We start from the raw sequence: 1,968 nt of genomic DNA, 5'->3' as shown, positions 1-1,968 counted from the left end.
CTGCGCCCCCTGTTCTGCGTCACCGGCTATCTGGCGGCCGGCGGCGGCGTGGACGACCTGTCACCGGGGGCTTCACGTTGGTCACCTATGCTGCCGTACTCGACGTTCCGCGTCATGTCGTTGAGTTTCTCGCCCGGCTGCTGGCCGGCCATCGTCGCCGGATCGGCACCCCGAAGGGCTCGCGGGCGCTGGGACCATTCCGGCAGGCCGTGCTGGTGCTGCGCTGGTTCCGGGAGCGGTCGTGCGTGCACTGCCTGGCGCGGGACGCGGGAATCTCTCAGGCCACCGGCTACCGCTACCTGCACGAAGGCATAGACGTCCTGGCCGAGCAGGCCCCGGATCTGCACCGGGTCCTTGCAGAGTGCCGAAAGCGGGGCATGAACCACCTGGTCCTGGACGGCACGCTGATCGAGTCCGACCGCGTCGCCGGTACCCACATGAGCGCCGCGGGCAAGGAGGTGGACACCTGGTATTCGGCGAAACACAAGGCATTCGGGGCGAACGTGCAGTTCCTGTCCGCCCCGAACGGCACCCCGTTATGGGTGTCCGAAGCCGAGCCCGGCTCGGTGCCCGACATCACCGCCGCCCGAATGCACTGCCTGTCAGCCCTGTACAAGGCGGCCGCCGACGGCCTGCCCACCCTCGCCGACGCCGGCTATCAAGGCGCCGGGATCGGCATCCACCACCCGTTCAAGAAGCCCCCTGGCCGCTCCCACCTGCAACTTCACTCCGACACCCGCACCTACAACGCACTCCTGCGAGGAGTTCGGGCGCTGGGCGAACGAGCTGCGGCCGAGCTGAAGGAACGCTGGCGCACCCTGAAGCGCGTCACGCTCAGCCCCGGTCGGATCGGCGCCATCGTCAAAGCCGCCCTCGTCCTCAACAACGCCTGGTAATGACCTTCGTTGAGAAAACCTCATTGCTGCTCATGAGGCTGGGGTGGGCGCGTGGGGTGTTGTCGCATCGGATCTGTACTGGTCTGCCGCGTCGTCGGCTGGGGAAGCTGATTGAGGAGCTTGCCGGCCCCTGGCTCGCGCAGCAGGAGGGCCGGCTGCGCGAGCGCCGTGGTCATGAGCGGCTGCGTGCGGCCGGGGCGGGGCCGGATCGGGGGCTGGTGTTCACCGACCGGGTGATCGCCACCCTGGTCGTTCTGCGTTTCCAGCTCCCGCACCAAGCCCTGGCCGTGTTCTACGGCGTGGACCGCTCCACCATCACCCGGGCCGTCCACGAGATCCGGCCCCTGCTCGCGGCGCGGGGCTTCGCCGTCCCCGGCAAGCCCGGACTGCGGCTGCGTACCCTCGCGGACGTCTTCGCCTACGCCGCGGCCGAAGGCGTCGAACTGCGTCTCGACGGCACCGAGGTCCAGGTCCGCCGCCCCGCGGCGAACCGCCCCGGACGCCGGGCGTTCGTCTCGGGCAAGAAGAAGCGGAACACCAAGAAGCCCACCGTCATCAGCGACGGCAAGGGCCGGCTGCTGTGGGCCGGAGCCGTCCGGCCCGGCCGCATGCACGACGTCACCGCCCTGCGTACCGAAGGCATCGAGGAACTGCTCCAGCAGTATCCCGAGGTCAAGGTCAAGGCCGATTCCGGTTACCAGGGGCTGGCCAGAGACTTTCCCGGCCAGGTCACCGCCCCACCGCTGAAACCGAAGAAGGGCGCCCCGCCCGACGAGATCACCGCATGGGAACGGGCCCGCAAAGCCCAGTCCTCGGAGCGGATCTGCGTCGAGCACGCCATCGCCGAACCCAAGCAGTGGAGACCCCTGCAGCGCTGGACCGGGCGCCGCGAGTACTTCGACGACACCATGCTCGCCATCGCCGGGCTGGTCTCCGACCGCTGCGCGGAGCGCTGAAGATCACCAGCCAGACCCTCCGGGCCAACACGCCCCCTGCGCGTCCAGCGCGGTGGCCGCCGCCGTCACGTCCACCCGGTGTATCGCCAGCGCCTCCAGTGCCCGGCTGTCGGGGG

The 1,968-nt window shown here is 69.7% G+C and carries 2 protein-coding genes; both read left to right on the top strand.

All coding sequences use genetic code 11. The features are described 5' to 3' along the window. Positions 1-77: 77 nt before the first annotated feature. A complete protein-coding gene (locus tag ACFT9I_RS40255) occupies positions 78-896 on the top strand; it encodes a transposase family protein (protein WP_376381404.1) in 819 nt (272 codons plus the stop codon). A 32-nt stretch (positions 897-928) separates the two neighbouring features. Continuing rightward, positions 929-1,852: a transposase family protein gene (locus tag ACFT9I_RS40250; protein WP_377614118.1), complete on the top strand. Its 924-nt coding sequence runs from the start codon at positions 929-931 to the stop codon at positions 1,850-1,852. Positions 1,853-1,968 lie beyond the last annotated feature (116 nt).

This window comes from Streptomyces sp. NPDC057137 (assembly GCF_042670825.1).
Classification (GTDB): domain Bacteria; phylum Actinomycetota; class Actinomycetes; order Streptomycetales; family Streptomycetaceae; genus Streptomyces.
The sequence above is the reverse complement of the archived record's forward strand: the minus strand, read 5'-3'. Positions and strand labels throughout refer to the sequence as shown.